Raw genomic sequence first — 21,318 nt, 5'->3', positions numbered from 1 at the left:
CTTTGAAGGGCTAGTCCACGTATCTCCGCAGACTTTGGTTTGAACCCAGCATTTTGACAAGCGTTTGATAAATCTTCAGCAAGCGACTTAGAGGTTGCAAAAATAAAATTTCACTTCTTGGCCCCTTTAGATTGGCATCGGTTGCACCCGCTAAGGATTCTAAATCCTCATCCTGCGTTTTTTCCGGTTGAATAGAACCAATTTTGACAAAATCATAAACAGGCTCTTCAAATGGCAGGTGGATACTCTCACCAATTTGAAATTGCAAAAGCCTAGAAAGTTCAACCTCTCCCAAATCTGGTAGTGAATTAATCTTTCGGACAAGTGTAAATTGTGTTGGAATTGCGATGTGCAAGAGTTTTGAAACATCCTTATTACTCAAAATTTTCCGAAGATCAGAAGTTGTAGTCTCACTATGAGTTAAACGCCCACCATCAATGATTTTATGATTAGAATCAATTGTCGTCAGACTAAGTACCATCGGAAGGTCCTTGTCCAATTTCATAGTAGCAAATGCGATTTTCCGTTCACGAAAGTCTACTCCCGAGTATTTATTAGAAAGAAACATGAAGTCACCTCAATCTCTGTCATATTATTATCTTTTGGTTTCATAATTCAGAACTTCGTCCACTTTTGAGCTCCATTGATAATCTGCTTCTGTATAGTTATCATAGATAGGGTCAAATACATGTTTATAGCCTCCAGCACCGCCCCCACCATCAAATCCACCACCAGCTGTGATTAACTTAGTTGAGCTTTCTGCACTTCCTATTTTAAATTGATTCGCAATGATGCCACCTGATATTTTATAATTACAACTACCTTGAAAAATGACTTCGTTTGCAATTAGTACTCCACTTATTTCGACTGTACTATTTCCACACCCTGTAAATTCAACCTTATTTGCGTAAGTCAAATTGCCTGGCTTGATAACTAAATTTAGGTTACCCCCACTTCCGGTTAGCTCATTATATAACCGAATTGTTCCTTCCGGATTATATACAAGAGGATTGTTTGGATAATTTGGTAGGTTATTAGGAATACTTTTCAAACCATAAAAAGTAAGAAAGTCAGCTAATGTAACAGTTGGGTCATTAGGTTTTTTACTATTTTGCTCCCAATTTGGTGTGTTATTGGCCAAATTTCTCGAAACAAGATAATTTATTCGCTCGCCAAGATTTCCAGGGAACGTAGGATAAATAAACTCCTCATCCCCTTCTTTAATAATACGAATGATTCCAGTTTTGTCTTCCACAACCGTCGTCATTGTTACTTCTCTCGTTACATTCACTTCAGGTGAGGATTTTAAACTGGCAACCAACGTGTAATCATATTTTTTTCGTTCATCACTTAGACCTTCCGATACAATGTCTACGATTGCAACCTCAATAGTGTCGCCACCAATGGTAAATTCCCTAACTCTTGGCTCTCCATAATACAAGTAATAAAAGGGGCCACTTCGGACTATTGGAATTCGTTCATTGTTATTATCTAAAACCGGCGTACCGTCGGCGTATTCAAGAAACTGAACTGGTGGGTTTTCAACAAAATTATTCATTTCATCTATCATTAAATCGATTGCACCTTCCGCTTTGTAAAACTCAGCTTGGACCACTGCATTTTTAGTGATTGTTTGCTGACTATAGAACGTTTGATTTAACAACATGGTTCCAATGATGGAGAGAAATAACATAATAAATAAAACCAAGATTAGCGATCCACCTGTTTGTGATTGAATATATTTATTAATCATCGTTTTTATATCTCCTCTTTAAAAGCGGTTATAATAAATATGACTCTTTAATTCTAGTACTTCACCTGACTTATCAATCGTTAAAATGACCTCAGCAGGATTGGGTGGATTCGTTCCTGTTTCCACTTCTATTGTTACGTGTTCAGAAAGGACATGCCCTGTATCGGCTAAAATCATTTGCTGATTACTTTCATTATAGATTAAATATATTTCTGTACATGAGCTGCCGTTAAATAAGCATAAATGTAAATTTTGACCACTCTCTATCCAATACACATCTTTATCACGCATTTTTTCTGTCATATACTCCATAATAAACCTTGCTTCACGCTGTACTTCATTTTTAGTAGATACTTGTTGTTCGGTTTTCAAGGTATAAATAACAATCATCGTAATAGGAGACAAAACAACTGCCATTAGAGTTATCGTAATGAGTAGTTCAACTAACGTGATTCCTCTATTGTTAAATTTCATTTTTGTTTCACCACCGTTATCAGTTCAATACGGTTTTCCTTTTCAACTAAGTCTCCAGTACCATAGGAAATCCTGTCATCATTTCTGACAATAACTGTAACTTCATGAAAGGACGTATTATCTGAATATGTTTCAACTACTACCTCAACGATCTGATAATCCCCTAAACCTAATTCTGTAGCAAACGGAAGTGGTAAAAGATCCTGGCATGCACTAGTATTACTAGCACAGTAGTGACCATTAGGAAGAAGATAACGAACGTTTCCACTTCTAACTTTCTCCATTACCTCTTGGGCAATATATGAATTACCTGTTTCTCTCTCCTGTGTGACAGTACGAGTTGAGGTCCCCGTCATGATCATAAGCAATGGGACAATAATCATGCCTAACAATACGATAGAGACTAAGAGTTCTATGAGGGTAACACCTTTTTCATTCTTCAATTTCCTCACTCCTACCAAATAAAACTCATATACCAATACCATATTTCCTCACCGACCAAATAAGCGGCAAGTGTTCCGATAAAAATAAATGGGCCGAATGCAATAGGTTCTTTACGCTTTAATACCCCTATGGCAATTAATGTAATCCCTACAATTGTTCCAACAAAGGACGCAAGGACGAGACTCATGATCGTCATCCATGGTCCAAGTGCGACACCGATGGCTGCATAGAGCTTAATATCTCCGCCGCCCATGCCTCCTTTACTGACAATTGCAATTAGTAGGAGCAAAGAAAATCCAACGACTCCTCCAACTAAATAAAACCAAAAAGGCTCACTGCCAATGAAAAATCGCAAAATGAGCAAAATAGCTAAAGCAGGAAATGTGATCACATCTAAGATTAGTTTCTCGCGAATATCTGTTAAGACAGCTAGTATTAGTACAATCGTTAAAATCAGTGCAGGAATTAATTCAGGTGTCAAACCGACAACCTTATACACGACAAAAATTGAGGTAGCTGTTAGCATTTCACCAACTGGATAAAGCGAGGAAATTTTCGTTTTACAATATCGACATTTCCCACGTAAGAGTAGATAGCTTACTACCGGAAATAAATCAAAAACGGAAAGTTTATGCTTACAGCTTGGACAATGAGAAGGCGGAAAGGAGACCGATTGATTTTTTAACAATCGAATAGCAACAACATTAAAAAAACTACCTAATAGTAATCCTAATACGATGACATAGATATCAATGAGTAGCATAATGTTCTTCCTTTCTTTCTCGATTCGGACTAATTTTAAAAAAGCTGCCGCTATCTAAGCGTAGCGACAGCTTTTAATAAATACTTATGGTGCAAGACAACCTGAAGGGATTATTACAGTATCAGCCACTACAAATGGAGTTGCATTTTCTGCACATGTAGGAATTGCTTCAATATAAGGACCACCATCAACATCTGCAGTTAAATCTATACCTGTAGAAGGTAGAGTAGTTACGTTATTAATTACTTTATACCTATTTACAGCATCTTGAAGAATTGCTCTATTTTGCGCATTAGTGTTAGCATTAGCAGTTTGTTGATTCCCCATCACCATCGGAATTGCAATCGCTGCAATAATCCCTAAAATAACAATAACTACTAATAACTCGATGAGTGTTAATCCACGTTGATCTTTTCTAAGACGTTGAATAAGTGCTTTAAACATGTTTTATTACCTCTCCCTTTTGTTTTAATATTTTTCGAGACTTTCTAAGCTTTACAACTTATTATATCAGCTTACTGCTTTGTTAAAAGCTATATTTAGTTAAAAACGCTCATTTTTTACAAGTTATGCACCGTTTTGCCATAACTTTACATGACTTTTTACCTACCTTTAGACAAAATACGCGCTTTTTTCGATATTCGCATCAAGAAATTTCCACAAAAAAACTGACCGTAATTAGTATCCTATACCCCAACTAATCAAATCTCATTCAAAAAATGAATAAGTTCCATTCAAGGTAGGCGACTTTTTTGGTCAGTCTTTATATTTCCTATTATTTAACTAATTTAGCAAACGCCTTGTCAGCGGCAGCAATTGTTTTTCGATGTCTTCATCTGTATGCTTGGTTGATAGGAACATACCTTCAAATTGCGAAGGTGGTAATGACACACCTTCTTCTAGCATGTAACGGAAATAAGTAGCAAATCGGTCTAGATCAGATGTTTTTGCTTTCTCGTAATTTGTTACTTCTTCATCGGTAAAGAAGAATCCTATCATGGAACCAGCCTGACTTGTGCTGTGAGCAATCCCATATTTGGTAGCTGCTTCAGATAACCCAGTAGCTAGCTTTTTCCCGAGACGATTAAACTCAGCATAATGTTCTGGAGTCAATTGTGAAAGAGTTTCGTAACCTGCTGTCATTGCTAACGGATTTCCAGACAACGTCCCTGCCTGATAAATCGGGCCGCTTGGAGCAATCATTTCCATGATTTCTCGTTTACCTCCGTAAGCGCCAACTGGTAGGCCTCCACCGATTACTTTGCCTAAACATGTAAGGTCAGGTGTTACTCCTAACACACCTTGAGCACAATGATAGCCTACGCGAAAACCTGTCATTACTTCGTCAAAAATAAGTAATGTTCCGTTTTGCTCTGTGATTTCACGAACCGTCTCTAAAAATCCTGGTTGTGGAAGGACCACGCCCATATTTCCAGCAACAGGTTCAAGAATGACAGCCGCAATATCATCACCGTATTGTTCAAACGCAAAACGTAAGCTCTCTAAATCGTTATAAGGAACCGTCAAAGTATTCATCGCAACAGCTTCAGGAACTCCAGGACTATCTGGTAAACCGAGTGTTGCAACACCAGAGCCAGCCTTAATTAGTAGTGAATCACCATGTCCATGGTAACAACCTTCAAACTTTAGAATTTTATTACGCTTCGTATACCCACGAGCCAAACGCAAAGCACTCATCGTAGCTTCTGTCCCAGAGTTGACCATTCGGACAACTTCCACAGACGGGACTCGTTCAATCACTAGTTCTGCCATCTTCGTTTCTAGTTCACTTGGCGCCCCAAAGCTTGTACCTAATTCAGCTGATTTCTTCAATGCCTCAATCACTTGCTCATCAGCATGTCCAAGTACTAGTGGTCCCCAAGAAAGGACGTAATCTATGTATTCATTGCCATCAATATCATAAATTTTTGAACCCTTCCCACGTTCCATAAAAACAGGATCCATCTTAACGGATTTAAAAGCGCGAACAGGGCTATTTACCCCACCTGGCATTAACTCCTTTGCTTTGGCAAAAGCAGCGCTAGACTTTTCAAATGATCTCATTTTAATCCCCCTTATAGTTTAAAGTGTAAAGTGTACAGTGTAGAGTTTGTAAGTTTTGCCTCGAAGCATTCTCTAAAACAACTTTAAATTCTACACTATAAACTCTAAACTAACTTAACCACTTAGCAACGTCTTTGGCAAAATACGTAATAATTAAATCTGCACCAGCACGCTTCATACTTAGTAGCTTTTCCATTACAACCGCTTTTTCATCAATCCAACCATTTAAACTCGCAGCTTTAATCATTGAGTATTCACCACTCACGTTATACGCAACTACAGGATACGAAAAATGATCCTTTACTTCACGAATAATATCTAGGTAAGAAAGAGCAGGTTTTACAATTAAAAAGTCCGCACCTTCAAGAACATCACTTTCAGCTTCGCGAAGAGCTTCTAAACGGTTAGCTGGATCCATTTGATATGTTTTACGGTCACCAAATGATGGTGCACTATGTGCAGCATCACGAAACGGCCCATAGAACGATGACGAATATTTCACTGCATAAGACATGATAGGAACATGTGCGAAGCCTGCTTCATCTAAACCGTGACGAATAGCCGCTACAAACCCATCCATCATGTTTGAAGGAGCAATAACGTCTGCACCTGCTTTTGCTTGAGAAACTGCAGTCTTAGCTAATAAGTCAAGAGTAGGGTCATTTAAGATCATATTATTTTCAATGACACCACAATGTCCGTGGTTCGTAAACTGACAAAGACAAGTATCGGCAATGACCACTAACTCATGATTTAGTTCTTTAATCTTTTTAATTGCTTGTTGAACAATTCCTGTTTCGCAATAAGCAGATGTACCAACTTCATCTTTCTCTTTTGGTACTCCAAACACGATCACTGAGACTATTCCTAGTTCTGTAATCGTCTTAATTTCTTCTTCTAATAAATCTAGAGAAATTTGGTATACTCCAGGCATTGAAGCAACCTCATTTTTCTTATTTGTTTCTCCTTCAATGACAAAAATTGGATAAATTAAATCCTCTTTCTTCAACACTGTTTCTCTAACCATTGAGCGTAGATTTGCCGTATGACGTAGGCGACGATGTCTTTTAAATTCTATCATTTATTTATCCTCCCTTAGCTTTTCCATAACACCATTTAGCATGGCTTCTATCGTATATTCTTTAGGTTGTACATGTACAGGTAAATCATGTTTCATCATTGTTCTAGTTGTAATTGGTCCAATCGAAGCAAAAATAATTGGTTCGAGGTAATTTCGAAAATTTGTTCCTGCTAATAGTTCAACAAAGTTATCGACTGTTGAGGAGCTCGTAAAAGTAACGACATCAATCTCCTGATTTTTAATCGCCTTATATAGCTGATCTTTTGATTTTTCATCAATGACCGTTTCATAGACATCTAATTCTTTTACATAGATATCATGCTCTCGAAGCTTCTTAGGTATTACATTTCTTGCTAAATTTCCGCGAGGAATTAAGACACATTCTGATTTTTTCAACACTTTAACTAAACTCTCTGCTAAGCTTTCTGCCACAAAGAGTTCCGGTAATAAGTCCGCGTTTAAACCATAAGTTTCTAATGCATCTTCTGTCTTATTACCCACAACTGCGATTTTGCATGGTAGTTGTAAATTGCCCATTAGTTTTTGGTACTCTTGTAAAAAAAATCAATACCATTCTTACTTGTAAAAACAATCCAATGATATGTATGTATTAGTTTAATGCAGTTGTGAATTGCCGTTTTATCATTCATTTCTCTACAAACAATCAGTGGCACCTCAATTGGAATTCCACCATTTATCTCTATTTGTGACGAGAGAGCAGAGGCTTGTGCCTTTGCCCTCGTCACTAATATTTTCTTTCCTTGGAGTGTCATTATTTATCTAACTCTGCTTTAACAGCATCTAGAATATCTTTTGCACCCTTTTCAAGGAGCTTTACAGCTACTTCTTCCCCTAACCTTTTGGCATCTGTTCCTACCAATGTTTCATGCAAAATTGTATTTCCATCAGGTGATCCTACAAGACCAACTAAGACGATTTCACCGTTGTCGTTTAGCTCAGCATAACCTGCGATTGGAACTTGACAACCTCCTTCAATCTTATGAAGGAAAGCACGTTCTGCAGTCACACAACGCTCTGTAACTTCATCTGTAAATTTAGCGAGAAGTTCTCTTAATTCGGCATCATCAGTACGACATTCAATTCCTAGCGCACCTTGACCTACCGCTGGCACACATAATTCAGAAGATATATATTCAGTTACAACATCTGCACTCCAGCCCATACGCTCAAGTCCAGCAGCAGCTAAGATAATTGCGTCGTACTCGCCATCTCTACATTTTTTTATACGAGAATCAATATTACCGCGAATCCATTTAATTTCTAAGTCTGGTCGTTTTGCCAAAATTTGAGCTGAGCGTCGTAAACTACTTGTTCCAAGAACTGTCCCTGGCTCAAGATCCATTAGACCTTTACCACTGTTTGAAATTAGAGCGTCACGTGGGTCAACACGTTTCGGAACACACCCGATCGTAAGTCCTTCTTGAAGAACTGCTGGCATGTCTTTCATACTATGAACCGCCATATCGATGTCCTTATCCATCATTGCTTGCTCAATTTCTTTTACAAATAAGCCTTTACCGCCCACTTTAGATAACGTAACATCTAGGATTTGGTCCCCTTTTGTTACGATTTTTTTTACTTCGAATTCAAAAGGACCGCCAAGCTTTTTTAGCTGGTCAATGACCCAGTTCGTTTGAGTTAACGCAAGCTGACTTTTTCTAGAACCCACAATAATTTTCTCATGATAAACCCCCATTTTTAAGTGTAGAGTTTAAAGTTTAGAGTTAAGAGTTTCTGAGGGCTTCTTCTTGAGAAGCTTTCATAACTCTACACTATACACTCTAAACTATAAACTATAATTAGTACCATAAATGAAACTTTGAAAGTGTTCCTGATAGAAAGTAATTTATTAAGATAAGTAGGAAGCCTGCGATATTTAGTAAAACCAATGAATAGCCCCGTATCTTCTTAACAACTCTTTTATACAAATAATAACCATAAACAAGCAATACTAAAACTGAAGTAATAACCTTTGCATCAGCCCACGGAATTTGGTCTAAAGCTACAGCAGCCCAAATGATCCCCAAGATAATGCCCATTAACAGTAGTGGAAAGCCTAATATAGTAAACATGAATGCTAGATGTTCTGACTTAGACAAATCTCCAAATCTGAACAATAGCTTACTCCAACGTTTCTTTTTAAGCATTTGGTGTTGGTAGTAATACATGATTGAGAATATAAAAGCAAATGTAAACGCACCATAAGATAGTAAAACAAGAGTCACATGAATGAATAACAATTCAAAAATTAATAATTCTTGCAATGCTGGCGGAACATCTCCTGTTGGAACAAAAACACTAAATGTCATAATCGCAAATCCAAAAATATTCGTAAAAAATACAAATAAATCAACTTTAAAGAACCAATTGATGACTAAAGAGACACTAACAATAATCCAAGCAAAGAAGAACAATCCTTCAAAAGAAGTCATAATTGGAAGCCGATTGTATTCAATCATACGTAATATAAAGAAGATTGTCTGAAGGACCCAGACAATAGAAAGCAACCAGAAGGAAATACGATTAACCTTCTGGTTGTTGTTTAAGAAATCGATAAAATACCCTAAAACACTTAAACAATATAAAATTACAGTAAAAATATATAAAAAGTTTAACATTAAGGTAAACTCCCCTCTTAGGAGCGAACTACAACATCTTTTTGATAAGCAACAACTTCAAGCTTTGCTTTTGCCTTTTCCTCTACCCGATAGAGAGTTTCCGTTTCTTCAGCTTCAACCTCAAGATTAAAAATTCTCGTGAATAAAGCTAATGATTCTTCGGCGTCTGGTTCTGCTGCTAATTCCTTTGCAGCCACAATCGGATCACGTAAAAGCTGATTAACAATACTCTTCATGTGCTTACTAAGGACTTTCTTATCTCTATCTGATAGGTTAGGTAATTTCCGCTCGAGGCTAGCCATTGTTTCTTCTTGAACTGAAAGAGCTTTTGAACGTAATGAAGAAATAATCGGAACCACTCCTAACGTACTTAACCAATTTTTGAATTCCACCATTTCGTTGTCGATCATAATCTCGATCTTTTCTGCTTCACGTTTACGCTCATCAAGATTTGCCGCAACAATCCCTTCTAAATCATCAATATCATATAAATAAACACTCTCTAATTCACTCAAAGATGGCTCAATATCACGTGGTACTGCAATATCGACCATAAACAATGGGCGCCCTTTACGTTTCTTTATAATAGAGGCCACCATATCTTTTGTTACTACATAATCCTTCGCACCAGTAGAACTAATTAAAATATCAGCCTCAACTAGTGCTTCTGTTAATTCATTTAAAGGTCTTGCTTCACCTAAAAACTTATCAGCAAGCTCAATAGCTTTTGACATTGTTCGATTGATTACAGTCACCTTACCAACGCCATTCGCGTGGAGATGTTTCCCTGTAAGTTCACTCATTTTTCCAGCACCAAAAATTAGGACATGTTTATTTTTAAAGTCACCAAAAATCTTCTTCCCTAATTCCACAGCAGCATAACTAACAGACACCGCATTTTCACCAATAGATGTTTCCGAATGTGCACGTTTCGCTAGTGTGACGGCTTGCTTAAATAATTGATTAAAAACCGTGCCTGTAGCTTGTTGTTCCTGTGCAAATAGAAAACTCTCTTTAATTTGGCCTAATATCTGTGTTTCACCAACAACCATTGAATTGAGCCCACAAGTCACGCGTAATAGGTGTTCAATGGCACGGTCATTTTCATATATATCTAGATACTCCACAAACTCATCAATTGGGAGATCAAACCATTCGGATAAGAAGTTTTTCAAATAGTACTTTCCAGTATGCAACTGATCTACAACCGCGTAGATCTCTGTCCGATTGCAAGTTGAAACGATTACACCCTCTAAGATGCTTTTTGTATTTTTCAGCCTATGAATTGCGTTAGTACGCTCCTCCCCTTGGAACGTAAACTTTTCGCGTATTTCAACAGGCGTTGACTTATAATTTAAACTAGTAACTAGGATGTGCACGTTTTTTCACCCCCATAAATGGTTTCTTAAGCCATACTTTTCACGTGCGAGAAAATATATCTAGAACATATTATAACATGTAGAATATCTTGTACAAAAATTAGAATGTGAACAAGGCGTGAAATCACTGTGAATAAATTAGATCACAAATTACAGTTATTGGTTTGAGCGCCTTTTATTGTATCATGTCTGACTTGTCTAACTTTCATTCACCATTCTAACATGAAATTAAGATAATTACATTGTAAGAATGTAGAATTTTTTCCTATTTCCTTACCGTTATACCTATTTCAACATAAAGGTTGTCAAAAGAAAAGGAATGTGTTTTGATTTTAAGAGATATATCACATTTTAGGGGGATTAAAGTGAAGCGACAAGGTATTTTTCCGGGAGTCTTACTTGTTAGTGTCGGGTTGATTTTCTTACTACAAAACTATGGTATTCCTTTTGTTAACTATATTTTTTCTTGGCCATCTATCCTCGTTATTATTGGTCTAGCTTTCCTTTTTCAAGCTTACATAGGAAAAGACTATCATTCTATCTTTACTGGTGTCTTGTTGGTCGGGTTAGGCATCCATTTTCACGGATTGCAACTCTTTTCATTTTGGCCAGACCACTGGGCAATGTTCACGTTGATCATCAGTGTATCCTTTTGTTTCGTTATAGTAAGACAAAAAAAGACGGCCTTATACCTGGTGTTATCTTATTATTGGTTTCCTTAGTGTCATTTTTGTACATAGAATTCGTCGAGATATTTGGATCTTTATACACCTATGTAGAAAGCTTTTGGCCAGTTGCGTTAATTGGGGCTGGTATTTATCTGCTGTTTTTTAAAAAATAGTGCATGCTATTAATTAATAATTAGTAATTATGAAAGAACCTTGTGAAGTAAATTCACAAGGTTCTTTCATTTCCCTTATTTCAACATTCTCTGCATCATTAGCCGGGCAATTTCGTAAAAAAAAGATATGATTAACGAAAATTCTTGTTCCTTCTTATTTGAATTGTAATTTTATAAAACAATTAGTCGGAAAGTATTTCTAATTGAAACTAGGGTTTTCTTTCTACTACAACGAATGTAGGAACTTATCAAGAACGGAAAGGAGCCTTATAATGAAGCGAATTATTTTTATCTTAGTCTTTTGGATTTTAATGGGCTGCAATGTCACTGAAAACTACAATCAAGGATCGATTGAAACTCTTTATACAGAAACTCCCCTTATTAGTTCCGAAGAACTATTAGATTTTACGACTAGTGAAAATGAATCCTTTTTACGATCCCATTTAGAAAGAATAAAAAACGTTAAGGAAATTAAAAGAGGTATTTACCAAGGCGTAATTGAAGAACTGACCGAAACAGAGTACAGTATTCAATTTTTCACTTGGAAAAAAACAGTAGATTCAATTGAACTAATTGATACAAGTGAGTTTAATGATCAAATGATGAATCAAGGTATAGAAAACGGACAGTTTTACTTAGGTCTTTGGAATGAAATTGATTCATTTTTTTTAAGTTATCATGATCTTCCATTGAGTAAAGAATTTTTAGATGCCGGTATGCAAGGACACCTCCCTACCTCACAAATCAAACTAGGAATGAGTAGTGAAGAGGTAATTAATTTCCTTGGTCAACCGGTCGTAACAGACTGGTATTATGGTGGGATTTTATATTCTTACAACGACATGGCTTATGTGCTTGATGATGAGTTAAATGTAATTGCTATAAACATGCCTGGAAATAGGATTGCTAGCCTTTTAAAGGATGTGTCAAAAGAACTAGGAAAACCTACTTCGATTCAGTACTCTGAAATAGAAGACATCGTTACTTATATATATGAATTAGGTAGTTTCACGATTTCTTTTGAAGCCACTCAGGAGAACTCAAAGGTTTTAGCAATTTGGCTTTTGGAAAATAGGTAGGCATTATAATTAATACCATTAGTTGTGGTGTAGTCGGTTTACGCTAACACAACCTGAAAGATTTATAAATTCTTATCTTTTGCCTAAAAAAAAGACCTAAAGATCTTTTTCTTTAGGTCTAAATAAATATGACTCAATGGTACTCCATGCTTTTTCCTTCCCCATAGCAGTCTCAGATGAAAATACAACGATAGGGTCATTTGGATCTTTATTAAGTACTTCTTTAATCACTTTTTCATGCTTTTGCCATTTCCCTTTAGGAATTTTATCAGCCTTGGTTGCGATAATAATCACGGGTTTACCCATGTGTTTTAACCACTCATACATTGCAACATCATCTTTTGATGGTTCATGACGAATATCAATGAGCAGAATAACTGCCTTTAAGGTTTCACGAGCAGTAACGTAGGTTTCAATCATTCTTCCCCAAGCATCTCTTTCGCTTTTGGTACTTTAGCAAAACCGTAACCTGGGACATCCACGAAATACATCATTTCATTAATAATATAAAAGTTTAACGTTTGTGTCTTACCTGGTTTGGAAGATGTTCGGGCTAAATTTTTTCGGTTAATCATCTTATTAATAAAAGATGATTTACCTACATTAGAGCGTCCAGCAAGGGCAACCTCAGGAAACCCTGTGGCTGGATATTGCTCTGGTTTAACTGCACTTATTACTATATCTGATTGTGTTACTTTCATTTTTTCTCTCCTACTAACGCATGCTTCAATACCTCATCCAAGTGCGATACTGGTATAAACGTTAAATCTTTACGTACACTTTCCGGAATATCATCTATATCTTTCTCATTATCTTTAGGAAGAATAATAACTTTTAAACCGGCCCTGTGAGCACTCATTGACTTTTCTTTTAATCCGCCAATTGGTAAAACACGTCCTCTTAAAGTAATTTCTCCAGTCATACCAACTTCTTTACGTACTGCACGGCCTGTTAAAGCAGAAATAAGTGCCGTTGCCATTGTAATCCCTGCAGAAGGACCATCCTTAGGAGTAGCACCCTCTGGCACATGAATATGAATATCGTTCGTTTCATGGAACGTTGGGTCGATATCCAATTCAGCCGAACGGGAACGAATGTAAGAAAATGCAGCTTGAGCTGATTCTTTCATGACATCGCCCAGTTTACCCGTTAAGGTTAATTTCCCTTTTCCTGGTGCAAGAGACACTTCAATCGAGAGAGTGTCACCTCCAGCTGTTGTGTAAGCTAAGCCTGTTGCTGCTCCCACTTGATCTTCCTCTTCAGCTATACCGTAGCGGAATCTCGGCTTACCTAACATTTGTTCAATCGTATTGGTTGTAACAATCACTCGTTTTTTCTCATTAGAGACAATGATCTTTGCTGCTTTTCTGCAAAGAGTGGCCATTTGACGCTCAAGATTCCTTACACCAGCTTCTCTTGTGTAATAACGAATGACTTTTAGAAGCGCATCATCTTTAACCTGAATTTTCCCTTTATCAAGTCCGTGATTTTTCGTTTGCTTTGGAAGTAAATAATCCTTTGCAATATGAAGTTTTTCCACTTCGGTATATCCTGGTATATGAATGATCTCCATTCTATCCAATAGTGGTCCAGGAATTGTTCCAACATTATTAGCAGTTGTTATAAACATTACCTTAGATAAATCATATGGCTCTTCGATAAAATGATCACTAAACGTATTATTTTGTTCTGGATCAAGTACTTCTAATAACGCTGATGATGGATCACCACGGAAGTCACTGGCCATTTTATCAATTTCATCTAATAAAAATACAGGATTAATTGTGCCAGCTTTTTTCATTCCTTGAATTACTCGGCCAGGCATTGCTCCAACGTACGTACGACGATGGCCACGGATTTCTGCTTCATCGCGGACACCACCTAATGAAATACGAACAAAATTACGATCCAAAGAACGTGCAATTGACCTAGCTAAGGATGTTTTTCCAACCCCAGGTGGTCCAGCTAAGCAAAGGATAGGTCCTTTTAATTGATTTGTTAGTTGTTGGACAGCTAAATACTCAAGAACGCGTTCTTTTACTTTTTCAAGTCCATAATGATCTTCGTTTAATATCGTTTCTGTTCGATTAATATCTAAAACATCTTTTGTTTCCTTATGCCAAGGTAGATTTGTTAACCATTCTAAATAATTACGAATGACTGAGCTTTCCGCAGAAGTAGCTGGCATTTTTTCGTAGCGATCAAGCTCTTTATATGCTTTTTCTTCAATGGCTTCTGGCATACCCGCTTGTTCAATGCGCTCTTTAAATAATTCAAGCTCAGATTCCTTGCCTTCTTTATCTCCAAGTTCTTTTTGAATGGCTTTCATTTGCTCTCTTAGGTAGTATTCCTTTTGCGTGCGTTCCATTGATTTTTTTACACGTTGACCAATTTTCTTTTCAAGACCAAGAACTTCTTTTTCATTATTTAAGATTTCGATTATTTTACTTAAGCGTTCCTTGACTGAAACAGTTTCTAATATTTCTTGCTTTTGAACAATTTTTAATGGCAAATGGGAAGCAACTACATCTGCTAGACGCCCTGGTTCAACAATATCAGCAACTGATGCTAAAGTCTCAGCTGAAATCTTCTTAGAAAGTTTATATATTGGTCAAATTGAAGTAAAACATTCCTCATTAACGCCTGTTCTTCAGCATCTCCGCTAGTTTCATCTTCAATGAGTGTCATCTCTACTTCAAAAAACTCATCGTTCTCGAGAAACCTTTCGACTCGAGCACGTTGCAAACCTTCAACCAGTACACGAATTGTCCCGTTTGGAAGTTTTAACATTTGCTTCACTTTTGCAAGAGTTCCAATTGTATAGATTTCATCCTCAGAAGGCTCATCTATCGCAATTTCTCGTTGTGTAGCAAGAAATATATTATGATCATTTACCATAACATTTCTAATGCTTGGACGGATTTGTTTCGGCCAACATCTAAGTGCAATACCATTGTCGGATACACAAGTATTCCTCGCAATGGCAAAAGCGGAATAACAATAATCTCTTTCTCCATATGTACACACCTCCATATAACATCTCTAATTCGATAGAATGATGCTACCTTTACCTGTATTAGCTTTAGTCTTTCCCTTAAGCAATAAGAATCCTTTATATATGCCGATTCATTGTTGTCAACTAAAAATAACAAGTAGTAAAACGTTAATATTGTACAATTTTATCCTATAGTCCCATCTTTGTCTAATATAACTGATTTTATTAATGAATGAGGGAAACAAACATAAACAATTCTTTACATTTTTTTATAGAAGGGGCTTTATTGGCCCCTTCTATAGTAAATTAGATTGGCGTTGGTTCATTAAAGGCGCCGATACTTGCAGGGATAACTTCCTCCTCTGATGTGCTTTCTTCATAAACAAAGGAGAGATCAAATACTTCTTGTAGTGTTCGAACTGCAATGACCTCAATTTCAGTTTCATCTTTAAAGAGTGACTGGTAATTTTCCTTAGGTACGATTACTCTTTTTGCTCCCGCTTGTTTTGCTGCTTCGACCTAACAACCACACCACCTATCGGTTTTACCGTTCCATGTATACTTAATTCACCTGTCATCGCTAGAGAATTATCTACTTTGATCCCATGAATTGCAGCAGAATATATAGCTGTGGCCATTGAAATACCTGCAGAAGGACCATCAATAGGTGTGCCTCTCTGGAAAGGTCACATGAATATCGAAATCGTAAGTCCGAACGCCCCATTTGCTTTAAGACTGTCAACGACATTATCTTACTGATCCTTTGGCCATANNTTTCCTTCTAATTGAACGGCTACGATCTCCAGTACTCTCTTCTTCTGCAATTCCTGTAATATTTATTGAGCCCTTGCCCTTATTTTCATTAGCCGTAACTTCAATTTCCAATAATTGCCCCTAAATTTGGACCATAAACAGCAGTCCATTCACCAACCCAATCTTGGGGCTCTTCATGAATATTTTTCTCAGGTCGAGGCGATCGTTGGCTAGAGTGGATCACCCATTCAACAGTCAGCCACCTTAATAATTTCTCTGTTTTCAGCAGTTGCAATTCCAGAAGAAATTTGCACAATATTAACTGCTTCTCGTCCGTTTGTCCGCATATTTTGAGATAAGCTCAAGAACATCCATCTTACCATCNCAAAATTAATTTTTTCAATCGCTTTTTTTGGCAACCTTAATGATTTCAGAAGGTTTTAACGCTCTGAAGTAAACCTCTAAACAGCGAGATCGAATGGCTGGAGGTATTTCACTTGGTGTCCTAGTAGTTGCAGCACCAATTAATCGAAAATCAGCTGGTAGTCCATTTTTAAAAATATCATGGATATGTTGTGGGATTTGTGTGTTTTCTTCGCTATAGTAAGCACTTTCTAAGTAACTTTTCGATCCTCTAGCACTTTTAATAATTTATTAAATTGAATTGAGTGTAGTTCTCCAATTTCATCAATAAACAAAACTCCACCGTGCGCCTTAGTTACTGCCCCTGGTTTTGGTTGTGGGATCCCAGCCTGCCCCATCGCTCCTGCTCCTTGATAAATTGGGTCATGTACCGAACCTATTAGTGGAATCAAGCGATTCCTCTTTCATCGAAACGAGCAGTGGTCCCATCTAACTCTATAAATACACTAGATGCCCGAAATGGTGATGATGGATTTTTCTTCGCTTCTTCTAACACTAGTCTAGCTGCCGCTGTCTTCCCAACACCAGGTGAGTCCAATAAACAATAATATGTTGAGGGTTTGGACCACATAGGGGCTGCTTGTAACGAGCGAATACCATCTTCTTGACCAATAATTTCATCAAAACTTTTTGGGCGAACCTTTTCTGATAACGGTTTCACTTAATTTTACTGCTCTCATTTTTCTTAGCTGCTCTAGTTCTTTTCTTGATTCTTTATCAACTGAAACCCGTTGTGTTCTTTGATTTTTTAACAGGTTCCAAAAATAAAGGCCAATAATTATCCCAAAAAATAGTTGGATNAAACAATGCAATTCCTGTCCAATTCATGAAGTAACCTCCTACATATTTTCAAGATCTTATGCCTTTTAGTATCTCCGGTAACTGTNTGGAGTAACCTTCAAAATGTGAGAAGGGAATAATTGTTAGAAGAAATAGCGGTGGCGGCCCGATTAGTTCCGATAAGCAAATGTTCTGACAGGAAAATAGCTGCGTATTTTTCACTTTTTCCTCTGGCAGNTTATTTGACTCGACGGGACTGGGCGCTGTAGCTAGACATTAGAAAAGAACAAAGGCGACAAGCAAATGTTCTGACAAGGAAAAAGTGCGCCTTTTCACTTTTTCACTTGGCAGGTTATTTTACTCGAGGGAACTAGGCGCCTGGAGCTAGACAAAAAAAGCGAAAGCTCCCTAGGAAAAAGTGTAGTGTGCTTTTCCCTGTTTAGTCCGTTCTGACAAGGCCAAATGTGTGCTACTACGAAACAAAGAAAAAGCTACGCGATCCTAAGGAATCGCTAGCTAGCTACATTTTTATGCAGCTTTCTTTTGGTACTGGTTGTTGAACCACTTCACCGTCTTTTGTTTCTAAGATCGGATGACTGCCTTTTCTGTCACTACCTCTGGGGTGATTTTACATTTCGCAATATCATCACGAGAAGGTAATTCGAACATAACATCTAACATAATTCCTTCAATAATTGAGCGTAATCCACGAGCACCAGTTTTACGCTCGATGGCTTGTTTCGCCACTTCCACTAACGAATCTTCTGTAAATGTTAATTCAACGTCATCAAGCTCTAGTAATTTTTGGTATTGTTTTACCAAAGCATTTTAGGCTTTGTTAAAAATTTCAATAACGCAGACTCATCTAATGGCTCTAAACTTGAAATGACAGGTAAACGCCCACTAAATTCAGGAATTAAACCAAAACGAAGTAAATCTTCTGGTAGTACCTTTGCTAGGTATTCGCCAGGCTTTAAATCTTCTTGTTTTCCTTCTGAACCAAAACCGATCACTTTTTTACCTAAACGGCGTTTGATGATCGATTCAATACCATCAAAAGCTCCGCCACAAATAAAGAGAATGTTAGTAGTATCAATTGGATAAATTCTTGGTGCGGATGTTTTCTGCCACCTTGGGGTGGTACACTAGCGGTTGTTCCTTCAAGAATTTTAAGTAATGCTTGTTGAACCCCTTCACCTGAAACATCACGCGTAATTGATGGATTTTCAGATTTGCGAGCTACTTATCAATCTCATCAATATAAATTATCCCTTTTTCTGCTTTTCTACATCATAGTCAGCTGCTTGAATAAGCTTTAAAAGGATATTCTCAACATCTTCACCTACATATCCAGCTTCAGTTAGACTTGTCGCATCAGCTATAGCAAAAGGAACGTTTAAAATCCGTGCCATAGTTTGAGCTAGAAGGGTTTTACCACTTCCTGTAGGTCCAATCATACAAATATTACTTTTTGAAAGTTCAACATCGTCGCCTTTTTGGCCTGAATTAATTCTTTTGTAGTGATTATATACAGCCACTGATAGCGTCTTCTTAGCTTGCTCTTGGCCAATGACATAATCGTCTAATATTTCTCTAATCTCTTTAGGTTTTGGAATATCCTGGAAGTCAACTTCTTCTTCGGTACCCAGTTCTTCCTCGACAATTTCAGTACATAATTCGATACACTCATCACATATATAGACGCCTGGTCCGGCAACAAGTTTCCTCACTTGGTCCTGTGTTTTACCACAAAAAGAACACTTAAGCTGACCCTTTTCATCATTAAATTTAAACATAATCATTTCACCCCTCAAAGTTAGTTCTATATCTTCGCATTATAGAAAAAAATTTACTAATTTGTTGATTTCTCGTTACTTTAATAAAGTTTATTAAAGTAAAAAAGATGTTTAATAAATTGGCCGTTTATTACTTGCTTATATGTATTGCATTTTATCATATTTAACGCTAAAAGCGTTAATAGAAGCACCTGTACTTTCCCAGGTATATGTACTTAATAGTATTTTACCCAATTTCAAAATTGTTCTAACTAGAAAAACTCGGCCTTTTTTCTCTAGCTAAAAATGATATAAAAAGTATATGTATTTAGTTCAACTTTTACCTCCTTTTTCCCTTTTTTTATACAGAAGATTTTCCCATAATCTTTAGTAATGCAAAATGAGGTTAAGCGATATGTAGTTATCTTTTCAAGATTTTTACAATGACTTTAGTATAAAACAAGGCACGAATAAATCGTGCCTTGTTTTTATTTTTCAGATAAGAAAGTTTGGTATTTCAATAAGAAAAACTTATTTTCCCAGTAAGGTCTATCCTTTAACAGACCCCACTCCTTTTCTCATTAAGCAACTACTTTGCTATTTCTACAAGGAAATCTACTGCTTTACGAACTTTTAAGTCACCTTTTAATGCTTCGATGCCGCCTTGCATTGCTAATATTTGTTTTAGCTCGTCTACAGAACGCTTATAAAGTTCTGCCATCTTTTCAAGTTCTGCATTAACTTCTTCATCAGACACTTCAAGATTTTCAACTTCTGCAATAGCCTCAAGAGTTAAGTTAATACGAACTCTCTTTTCAGCATCTCCTTTAAATTGCTCACGCATACCATTTTCATCTTGACCAGAGAATTGGTAGTACATGTCAAGGCTTAATCCTTGAGCTTGAAGACGTTGACCAAACTCTTCAAACATACGATCAATTTCCGTATCAATCATAGATTGTGGAAGGTCAATCGTAGCATTTTCAGCAGCTTTTTCAACTAATGTATCACGCTTATTATGATCTGCTTCAGTAGTTTTGTCTTGGATCATTTTTTCTTTGATATCAGCTTTTAAAGCATCTAAAGTTTCAACTTCTTCGTTTACATCTTTCGCAAACTCATCATCTAGTTCAGGTAATTGCTTACGCTTAATATCATGAACAGTTACCTTAAACACTGCTGGTTTACCTGCAAGTTCAGGAGCATGGTATTCTTCAGGGAACGAAACTTCAACATCTTTTGATTCTCCAGATTTAACACCAACTAATTGCTCTTCAAAACCAGGAATGAACGAACCAGATCCGATTTCTAACGAATAGTTTTCACCTTTTCCACCTTCGAAAGCAACATCATTAACAAAGCCTTCAAAATCAATAACTGCTGTATCGCCGTTTTCAACTGTTCCATTCTCCACTACTGTTAGTTCAGCGTGCTTTTCTTGAAGACGTTTTAATTCTAACTCAACATCTTCGTCTGTTACAGTTGTTTCCAATTCTTCAATTTCTAAACCTTTATAATCACCTAATTGCACTTCTGGTTTAACTGTTACAGTTGCTTTAACAATTAAGTTTTGGCCTTTGCCCATTTGTTCAACATCAATATCAGGACGGTCTACTGGCTCAATTTTTGTTTCAGCAACAGCTGCTGCATATGCAGTTGGCAATAAAATATCTAGTGCATCTTGATATAAAGATTCTACACCAAAACGTTGTTCGAACATTGCACGAGGAATTTTCCCTTTACGAAATCCAGGTACATTCACTTTTCCTACTACTTTTTTGAAAGCTTGGTTTAAAGCTTCGTCAACTTGTGCGGCTTCTACTTCAATTGTAAGTACGCCTTGATTTCCTTCTAACTTTTCCCATTTTGCAGTCATTTATTCTTTCCCTCCAACATTTCATTCGTTAAGTATTTGTTGTTTGTTTTTGAAAAATCGGCTTGTCCTCTAAGCCTCAAATTCCTGTTACTTTATTTCATTAACTAGGTTAAAGTACATAAAGCACAAAATATATATGATATTCCACCATTTACAACCATTCTATTATACCATACCGCTTCATCATTTCAACTGTCAG

General features: G+C 36.8%; 15 protein-coding genes and 5 pseudogenes. 2 read left to right on the top strand and 18 right to left on the bottom strand.

Annotated features, from left to right (window positions below; translation table 11 throughout):
* Positions 1–10: 10 nt before the first annotated feature.
* The 13 genes and pseudogenes from H1D32_RS07020 to hemA form a co-directional block, all read right to left on the bottom strand.
* On the bottom strand, positions 11–568 hold the full coding sequence (locus H1D32_RS07020; RefSeq protein ID WP_261177525.1) for a type IV pilus biogenesis protein PilM: 558 nt from the start codon (positions 566–568) through the stop codon (positions 11–13).
* Positions 569–595: 27 nt separating this feature from the next.
* Positions 596–1,753: a hypothetical protein gene (locus tag H1D32_RS07015; RefSeq protein WP_261177524.1), complete on the bottom strand. Its 1,158-nt coding sequence runs from the start codon at positions 1,751–1,753 to the stop codon at positions 596–598.
* Positions 1,754–1,771: 18 nt separating this feature from the next.
* Positions 1,772–2,227, bottom strand: a complete 456-nt coding sequence (locus H1D32_RS07010) for a PilW family protein (protein ID WP_261177522.1) — start codon at positions 2,225–2,227, stop codon at positions 1,772–1,774.
* Positions 2,224–2,670: a type IV pilus modification PilV family protein gene (locus H1D32_RS07005; RefSeq protein WP_261177521.1), complete on the bottom strand. Its 447-nt coding sequence runs from the start codon at positions 2,668–2,670 to the stop codon at positions 2,224–2,226. The genes H1D32_RS07010 and H1D32_RS07005 overlap by 4 nt, the downstream gene beginning before the upstream one ends.
* Positions 2,671–2,681: 11 nt before the next feature.
* Entirely contained in the window at positions 2,682–3,434 is a 753-nt protein-coding gene (locus H1D32_RS07000; protein WP_261177520.1) for a prepilin peptidase, read from the bottom strand.
* 84 nt (positions 3,435–3,518) lie between these two features.
* Positions 3,519–3,878 (bottom strand): type II secretion system protein, encoded by a 360-nt coding sequence (locus H1D32_RS24910; protein WP_314733364.1) that lies wholly within the window; start codon positions 3,876–3,878, stop codon positions 3,519–3,521.
* A 331-nt stretch (positions 3,879–4,209) separates the two neighbouring features.
* Positions 4,210–5,498 (bottom strand): annotated as a pseudogene (gene hemL / locus H1D32_RS06990) (glutamate-1-semialdehyde 2,1-aminomutase).
* A 109-nt stretch (positions 5,499–5,607) separates the two neighbouring features.
* Positions 5,608–6,579: a porphobilinogen synthase gene (gene hemB, locus H1D32_RS06985; RefSeq protein WP_261177519.1), complete on the bottom strand. Its 972-nt coding sequence runs from the start codon at positions 6,577–6,579 to the stop codon at positions 5,608–5,610.
* Positions 6,580–7,116 carry a uroporphyrinogen-III synthase gene (locus H1D32_RS06980; protein ID WP_261177518.1) on the bottom strand — a complete coding sequence of 179 codons (537 nt, stop codon included), beginning with the start codon at positions 7,114–7,116 and terminating at the stop codon, positions 6,580–6,582.
* Complete coding sequence (locus H1D32_RS25305) at positions 7,116–7,352, bottom strand: uroporphyrinogen-III synthase (protein WP_396126152.1); 237 nt, start codon at positions 7,350–7,352, stop codon at positions 7,116–7,118. The genes H1D32_RS06980 and H1D32_RS25305 overlap by 1 nt, the downstream gene beginning before the upstream one ends.
* The gene (hemC, locus tag H1D32_RS06975) at positions 7,352–8,296 is read right to left on the bottom strand and encodes a hydroxymethylbilane synthase (RefSeq protein WP_261177517.1); all 945 of its coding nucleotides are present in this window, start codon (positions 8,294–8,296) and stop codon (positions 7,352–7,354) included. The genes H1D32_RS25305 and hemC overlap by 1 nt, the downstream gene beginning before the upstream one ends.
* A gap of 103 nt (positions 8,297–8,399) precedes the next feature.
* Positions 8,400–9,218: a cytochrome C assembly family protein gene (locus H1D32_RS06970; RefSeq protein WP_261177516.1), complete on the bottom strand. Its 819-nt coding sequence runs from the start codon at positions 9,216–9,218 to the stop codon at positions 8,400–8,402.
* 17 nt (positions 9,219–9,235) lie between these two features.
* Complete coding sequence (gene hemA, locus H1D32_RS06965) at positions 9,236–10,597, bottom strand: glutamyl-tRNA reductase (RefSeq protein ID WP_261177515.1); 1,362 nt, start codon at positions 10,595–10,597, stop codon at positions 9,236–9,238.
* A 365-nt stretch (positions 10,598–10,962) separates the two neighbouring features.
* On the opposite strand from hemA, the gene H1D32_RS06960 reads away from it, so the two are divergent.
* Positions 10,963–11,319 (top strand): LiaI-LiaF-like domain-containing protein, encoded by a 357-nt coding sequence (locus H1D32_RS06960; protein WP_261177514.1) that lies wholly within the window; start codon positions 10,963–10,965, stop codon positions 11,317–11,319.
* 391 nt (positions 11,320–11,710) lie between these two features.
* On the top strand, positions 11,711–12,517 hold the full coding sequence (locus H1D32_RS06955) for a DUF4309 domain-containing protein (RefSeq protein ID WP_261177513.1): 807 nt from the start codon (positions 11,711–11,713) through the stop codon (positions 12,515–12,517).
* Positions 12,518–12,613: 96 nt separating this feature from the next.
* On the opposite strand, the pseudogene yihA reads toward H1D32_RS06955, so the two are convergent.
* The 5 genes and pseudogenes from yihA to tig all read right to left on the bottom strand — a co-directional run bounded on the left by yihA (position 12,614) and on the right by tig (position 21,119).
* Positions 12,614–13,218: pseudogene (gene yihA, locus H1D32_RS06950) on the bottom strand (ribosome biogenesis GTP-binding protein YihA/YsxC).
* Positions 13,215–15,534 (bottom strand): annotated as a pseudogene (gene lon / locus H1D32_RS06945) (endopeptidase La). The pseudogenes yihA and lon overlap by 4 nt, the downstream one beginning before the upstream one ends.
* Before the next feature lie 284 nt (positions 15,535–15,818).
* Positions 15,819–17,516: pseudogene (gene lonB, locus H1D32_RS06940) on the bottom strand (ATP-dependent protease LonB).
* A 534-nt stretch (positions 17,517–18,050) separates the two neighbouring features.
* Positions 18,051–19,264, bottom strand: a pseudogene (gene clpX, locus H1D32_RS06935) (ATP-dependent protease ATP-binding subunit ClpX).
* A gap of 568 nt (positions 19,265–19,832) precedes the next feature.
* Entirely contained in the window at positions 19,833–21,119 is a 1,287-nt protein-coding gene (gene tig / locus H1D32_RS06930; protein ID WP_261177512.1) for a trigger factor, read from the bottom strand.
* Between the last annotated feature and the right edge of the window lie 199 nt (positions 21,120–21,318).

Source organism: Anaerobacillus sp. CMMVII, assembly GCF_025377685.1.
In the GTDB taxonomy this organism is placed as follows: domain Bacteria; phylum Bacillota; class Bacilli; order Bacillales; family Anaerobacillaceae; genus Anaerobacillus.
Note: the sequence above shows the minus strand (reverse complement) of the source record. Positions and strands in the feature narration are given on the sequence as shown.

Coding starts and splice junctions, on each gene's coding strand:
- H1D32_RS07020 (WP_261177525.1), bottom strand. CDS start 568: ATGTTTCTTTCTAATAAATACTCGGGAGTAGACTTTCGTGAACGGAAA.
- H1D32_RS06970 (WP_261177516.1), bottom strand. CDS start 9,218: ATGTTAAACTTTTTATATATTTTTACTGTAATTTTATATTGTTTAAGT.
- hemB (WP_261177519.1), bottom strand. CDS start 6,579: ATGATAGAATTTAAAAGACATCGTCGCCTACGTCATACGGCAAATCTA.
- H1D32_RS07015 (WP_261177524.1), bottom strand. CDS start 1,753: ATGATTAATAAATATATTCAATCACAAACAGGTGGATCGCTAATCTTG.
- H1D32_RS25305 (WP_396126152.1), bottom strand. CDS start 7,352: ATGACACTCCAAGGAAAGAAAATATTAGTGACGAGGGCAAAGGCACAA.
- H1D32_RS07010 (WP_261177522.1), bottom strand. CDS start 2,227: ATGAAATTTAACAATAGAGGAATCACGTTAGTTGAACTACTCATTACG.
- hemC (WP_261177517.1), bottom strand. CDS start 8,296: ATGGGGGTTTATCATGAGAAAATTATTGTGGGTTCTAGAAAAAGTCAG.
- H1D32_RS06980 (WP_261177518.1), bottom strand. CDS start 7,116: ATGGGCAATTTACAACTACCATGCAAAATCGCAGTTGTGGGTAATAAG.
- tig (WP_261177512.1), bottom strand. CDS start 21,119: ATGACTGCAAAATGGGAAAAGTTAGAAGGAAATCAAGGCGTACTTACA.
- H1D32_RS07000 (WP_261177520.1), bottom strand. CDS start 3,434: ATGCTACTCATTGATATCTATGTCATCGTATTAGGATTACTATTAGGT.
- H1D32_RS06955 (WP_261177513.1), top strand. CDS start 11,711: ATGAAGCGAATTATTTTTATCTTAGTCTTTTGGATTTTAATGGGCTGC.
- H1D32_RS24910 (WP_314733364.1), bottom strand. CDS start 3,878: ATGTTTAAAGCACTTATTCAACGTCTTAGAAAAGATCAACGTGGATTA.